Origin of the sequence: Falsiroseomonas oryziterrae, from assembly GCF_021864505.1 — a bacterium.
GTDB lineage: Bacteria > Pseudomonadota > Alphaproteobacteria > Acetobacterales > Acetobacteraceae > Falsiroseomonas > Falsiroseomonas oryziterrae.
Genome location: NZ_JAKJIB010000282.1, coordinates 1 through 5,572, shown reverse-complemented (window position 1 = coordinate 5,572; position 5,572 = coordinate 1). Strand labels below are relative to the sequence as shown.

5 protein-coding genes are annotated in these 5,572 nt (G+C 72.0%); 2 read left to right on the top strand and 3 right to left on the bottom strand.

Annotated features, from left to right (window positions below; genetic code table 11):
• Positions 1-86 precede the first annotated feature (86 nt).
• On the bottom strand, positions 87-830 hold the full coding sequence (locus L2I40_RS18125; RefSeq protein ID WP_237216598.1) for a hypothetical protein: 744 nt from the start codon (positions 828-830) through the stop codon (positions 87-89).
• 97 nt (positions 831-927) lie between these two features.
• Here L2I40_RS18125 and L2I40_RS18120 point away from each other — a divergent pair, with 97 nt between their 5' ends.
• Positions 928-2,346, top strand: coding sequence for a cytochrome P450 (locus tag L2I40_RS18120; protein ID WP_237216597.1), 1,419 nt, complete (start codon positions 928-930; stop codon positions 2,344-2,346).
• 4 nt (positions 2,347-2,350) lie between these two features.
• The gene (locus L2I40_RS18115) at positions 2,351-3,550 is read left to right on the top strand and encodes an ATP-grasp domain-containing protein (RefSeq protein WP_237216596.1); all 1,200 of its coding nucleotides are present in this window, start codon (positions 2,351-2,353) and stop codon (positions 3,548-3,550) included.
• On the opposite strand, the gene L2I40_RS18110 is transcribed toward L2I40_RS18115, so the two are convergent.
• Positions 3,492-4,478: a carotenoid 1,2-hydratase gene (locus L2I40_RS18110; RefSeq protein ID WP_237216595.1), complete on the bottom strand. Its 987-nt coding sequence runs from the start codon at positions 4,476-4,478 to the stop codon at positions 3,492-3,494. The two genes, L2I40_RS18115 and L2I40_RS18110, sit on opposite strands and share 59 nt — an antisense overlap.
• A partial coding sequence (locus L2I40_RS18105) for a phytoene desaturase family protein (RefSeq protein ID WP_237216594.1) occupies positions 4,475-5,572 on the bottom strand: 1,098 nt, incomplete at its 5' end. The genes L2I40_RS18110 and L2I40_RS18105, both read right to left, overlap by 4 nt.

The window sequence follows — 5,572 nt, the reverse complement described above, 5'->3', positions numbered from 1 at the left end:
GCCGCGGCCAGGCCGCCCATCCCCGCGCCGACCACCACGACGCGGTCACGCCGCGCGGGGCGCGCGGGCAGCGCGCCATCCATGGCTCAGGCGGCCTGGACGGCGCCGGCGCGGCGCAGCCGCGCGGCGCGGTCGATCGCGAGGCGATGCCAGATGATGATCGCCAGTCCGACCGAGAGCGGGATCGCCCACATCACCGGATGCAGCGCGAGTTCGGGGAAGACCCGCACCGAGCCGAAGGCCATGAAGGCCGTGTAGACGGAGATGCCCGCGCCGACGAGCGCCTTCACATGCTCCTTCAGCCAGTCCTCGCGCGTCGGGTTGTCCTTGGCGAGGAACCAGAGGTTTGTCAGCCCCGTCGCGACGCCGACGATCGCCAGGCCGACCAGCAGCTTCTCGCCCATCAGCCAGCCCTGGACGGCGCAGTTGATCGAGGCGCCGATGGTCAGCCATTGCAGCGCGTACATCCAGCGCGTCCGGTTCAACGCCTGCCGACTGCGGTTGCGCACCAGCAGCCACCCGTACCAGGTCAGGTTGATCGTCAGGATGGCGGCGCAGAGCATCAGGTGGCCGAAGAAGCCCCGCACGAAGACCTCGTCGAAGCGCCCTTCGAGCTGCGGATGCGTCCCCATCGGGTCCCAGAGCGACAGCATGCTCATCGCGAGCGCGAAGAAGCCGGTGCAGAGCAGGGCAAGGGTGAAGACCTGGCCCCACTTCCGGTGGTTCACGCCGCCCTTGCGCCCGATCACCGGCACCCAGAAGGCGATCGCCCCCGTCGCGCCGGTCAGGATGTGGGCGATGACGAGGGTGTGGAAGAGCAGCAGCTCCATCGCGGGGCTCCGCAAGCTTGGAGTGACAATGCCACTTGACACTTCCGGGTGTAAAGTCGCCGAATCAGCCCGTTTCGTCAGGCCGGCAACACACGCGATGAACGATGCTCCGGTGATGGAGGAGGTGGCCCACAGTGCCGGCGCCGCCGGCTGGCAGCCCTTCACGCCGCCCTTCACCCCGCCCTGGCCCGCCCTGCCGTCGCTGGTCCGCGCCATGCTGCGCGGCGACGGCGACCTGCTCTCGCTGCTGCCGGTCGAGGCCTATCACATGAAGATCGGGCCGCTCGGCTATTCGCGGCGGTCCATCGTGGTGGTGAACGACCCGCCGCTGGTGCGGCATGTCCTGTCCGATCCCGAGGGGATCTTCCCGAAGTCGGACCTGATGGTGCATGCGCTGGAGCCGCTGATCGGCGACAGCATCTTCGTCTCCTCGGGTGCCACCTGGAAGCGCCAGCGGGAGATGATCGACCCGGCGCTGTCGCTGATGCGCGTGAACCGCGCCTTCCCTCAGATGCAGGCGGGCTGCGAGCATGCGGAGTCCGAGTACGACCGGCACGCGCGGGACGGGACCGCGTTCAGCCTCGACCTCGCGATGAGCCACCTGACGGCCGACATCATCTGCCGCACCGTCTTCACCACCACGCTGCAGACCCGCACGGCGCACGACGTGTTCGACGCCTTCACGGAGTTCGAGCGGCGGGTCGCCCAGGTCGAGATCAAGCGCCTCATCTGGGACAAGGCCTGGACCAAGGCGCCGCAGAAGGCGCCGGTGCTGGAAGCCTGCGCGGTGATCCGCGCGCGCATCGGCGAGCTGCTCGACACGCATCTCGCGGCCGGCGCCAGCTTCGATGACATCGCCCAGCAGGTGATCGAGGCCCGCGACGACCTCGGCGGCAAGGCCTTCACGCGGGAGGAGCTGATCGACCAGCTCGGCGTGCTGTTCCTGGCGGGGCACGAGACCTCGGCCAGCGCATTGACCTGGGTCTTCGCCATCCTCGCGACCCAGCCGGCCCTCGTCGCGCGGCTGCGCGCGGAGGTCGAGGAGGTGACGGGCGGCGGGCCGATCGAGTTCCACCACATCAAGCGCCTCACGCTGACCCGCAACATCTTCCGCGAGACGCTGCGGCTCTATCCGCCGATCACCTTCCTGCCGCGCGTCGCGAACCAGGCGACGGCACTGGACGGCTACCGGCTGAAGAAGGGTGCGCTGGTGATGGTGGCACCCTGGGTGCTGCACCGGCACCGGATGTACTGGAAGGAGCCGAACCGCTTCGACCCGGACCGCTTCCTGCCGGAGCGAGAGGCGGAGATCACCTCCGGCGCCTACATTCCCTTCGGCATCGGCCCGCGCATCTGCGCCGGCGCCGCCTTCGCGACCATCGAGGCGACGATGCTGATCGCGCGCCTGTTCCGCCGCTACGACTGGCGGATCGACGCGCCGGAGCGCATCCGGCCAGCCGCGCGCCTGACCACCCGGCCTGTGGAGCAGGTGATGGTCCGAGTCACACCGGCCTAGCCCGATGAGCACCGTCCTCGTCACCCTCGGCCGTCTTCCCAAGGCGCTCGATCTCTGCCGCAGCTTCGCGCTGGCGGGCTGGCGCGTGGTGGTGGCGGAGCCGCATGCGCGGCATCTCTGCGGCGCCTCGAACAGCGTGACGCGGAGCCTGCGCGTGCCGGCCCCGGCCGAGGGCAAGGGCGCCTATCTCCGCGCGCTGGCCGAGGTCGCGCGCTTCCACGGCGCGCAGCTCGTCGTGCCGGTGTCGGAGGAGGCGCTGCACGTCGCCTTCCTGCCGAAGCTGCTGCCCGGGCTGCCGGTCTTCGCCATGCCGCCGGCCGCCATGCTCGCGCTGCACCACAAGGGCGGCTTCGTCGAGGCGGCGCGTGTGGCCGATGTCGCGGTGCCGGAGACGCATGCCCTGGGCAGCGACGCCGCCGCGGCCATGGCGCGCGCCGCTCGCGTCGTGGTGAAGCCGGCGCATTCAGCTGCCGGGCGTGGCGTCCGCGTGCTCGCGCCGGGCGAGGCCCTGCCGCACGCCGATCCGGGTCAGCCGGCGGTGGTGCAGCGCTTCCTGCCGGGCCCGGAGTACAGCTCCTGCTCTTTGGCGCGCGGCGGGCGCGTGCTCGGCACCGCGATCTATCGGGGCGTGCAATTCGCCGGCTCCGTCGCCGTCGCTTTCGAGCGTGTCGAGCATGCCGAGGCGGAGGCCTGGATTGCGCGGATCGTGGCGGCGCTGGGTTGGACCGGCTTCATCTCCTTCGACATGCGGGAGGACGAGGCGGGGCGCATCCATGGCATCGAGTGCAACCCCCGTACCACGAGCGGGCTGCATTTCTTCGAGACGGCGGATATCGCGCCGGCCATCCTCGGCGTGCGCGATGCGCTCCGGTTGCGCGACCAGACGCGGCTGCAGCAGTTCTGGTCCTGCCTGACGGAGACCCAGCTGGCCGCCTTCCGGCGCGAGAAGGCCGCGCTCGGGCACCTGCGCAACCTGGTGAGCACGCGCGACGTCACCTGGGCAGCGCGCGATCCGATGCCGCTGCTGTCCATGCCCTGGACCGCCTGGCCCATCCTGCGCGAGGCGGCGCGCAAACGCGTGCCCTTCGGCGAGGTGGCGACGCTGGATGTCGGCTGGTTCGAAGGGGAGCGCCGCCCCGCCGAGGTCAGCGCAGCGGCCGCGGCACCCGCCACGGCAGCATCGCGTACATCAGCGGCGACTTGAAGCGGTCGAGCGACAGGCTTTCATGCACGGCCGGCGCGTCGCTGCCGAGCAGCCGCGTGTGGATCTCCGACCGCGAGTAGAAGGGCGCGTCGGTCAAGGTTCGCACCACCCGCGCCTGCCCGTCCGCGCGCGTCGGCCGGCGCAGGCGCCAGAGCGTGCGCGGCAGCTCGACCTGCGGCGGCGGCGCGAAATCCGTGAGCGCGCCGTCATCCGTGGCACGCACGGCAACCGAGATCTCCGACCCGTCGCGGCGCTGCGCGTTGTAGAGGATGGCCGTCGCGTCTGGCAGCATGGCGCGGCACCAGTCCCACTCGCGGAAATCCTGCTCGAGCGGCGCATCCCCGGCATTGGTGTCGAAATAGGCCGCGCCCGACCAACGCAGCGCCGGGCTTTCCAGATCCACGTCCACGCGCGAGCGCGGCGCGATCGGCTGCCATTCGTGCCGCCCGTCTGAATCCAGCACGAAGCGGCGGGTGGACAGCGCGCGCGGATGCAGCCGCACGACGCCCTTGAGGCGCGACGGCACCGGCGCCGTCACCTCCTCGATCCGCACCGTCAGTGTGGTGCCGTCCCAGTCGAGTCCGCTCGGCCCGATCGTCAGTGAGGTCGCGTCGCGCCGCAGCGCATGGCGGCGTCGGTCCGTCATCGCCCAGCGCGACGGCGTGCCGTAGAGCACGACGTTGAGGCAGCAATGGTCGTGCGGATCGCCGCCCGTGCCACCCTCCGCCCGGCGCGCCAGCGCATACCAGGGCGAGAAGACGGTGCCGATGAAGGCGATGATGGTGATGCCGTGCTTCCCGTCATCCGACAGCGCGTCGAGATACCACCAGCAATAGCCGCGGCGACCGACGGGCCGGTCGAAGCGCCAGCCGATCATCCGGTCTTCGGGCGTGCCGGTCGCCGGCGGTTCGGCGGTGCTCGTGCTCATACTCGATCCTCGATCACACGCGCGGCGGCGTGGCGGCCGGACAGGGCGGCCATCGCGACCCCCGCGCCGGGATGCGCGCTGCCGCCGGCCAGGTAGAGGCCGGGCAGCTTCGTGCGCGCGCCGGGCCGGCTGAAGGCGGCCTGCCAGCCATGCATCGCGGGGCCGTAAAGCGCACCGCCGGCGCCGGGAAACAGCCGGTCGAAGCCGGCCGGGGTTGTCACCACCTCTGCGCCGTCGCGACGGATGCCGAGGCCGGCGCCCGCCAGCCGCGCGAAGGCCGTTTCGCCGCAACTGGCGACGGCGTCGTCGGGCAGCGGCCGCAGGTCGGCGCGGGCCGGGGCGTTGACCATGACCAGCAGGCGTTCGGGCCCCTCCGGCACCGCAGCGTCGCCACGGTCCTGCGCCCAGAGCGTCACCGTCGGCGTGGTCGGCAACCGGGCGCGGTAGCCGATCTCGGCGTACTCGGCGGTCGGGTCGTCGGCATGCACCACCGTCTGCCGCGCCACGTCGCCCTCGATCCGTGCGCGCAGCGCCCAGGTCACGGCGGAGAAGGAGCGCCGTTCCGGCGCGAGCCTGTCGGCCGCGCCGGCCGCCGCACGGCCGAAGCGACCGGCGGCCAGTGCGCCGGCTTCGACGTTCAGCACGACGGCAGCGGCCTCCAGCGCCTCGCCATCCGCCAGCCGCACGCCGACGGCGCGGCCGCCGCTCACGATGATCTCCCGCACCTCCGCACCGTAGCGGAAGGCGGCGCCACGCAGGCGGGCGAGCGCCTCCAGCGCTTCGGGCAGCCGCGCCATGCCCCCGTCCACGGCCCAGAGGCCCTGCATCTCGACATGGGCGATCAGCATCAGCGTTGCCGGCGCCTGCAGCGGCGAGGAGCCGACATAGGTCGCGACGCGGGCGAAGACCTGGCGGAGCCGCGGATCCGGGAAATGCTCGCCGAGCGCGTCCCAGAGCGTCGTGAAGGGCGAGGCGCCGAGCAGGCCGCGCAGCCCGGCCTGCGCGGCCAGCGCCAGCGCCCCGGGCCGTGGCGCGCGCAGATACGGCCCTTCCAACGCGTCGTGGATGCGCCGCGCCCGTTCGCGGAAGGCGCC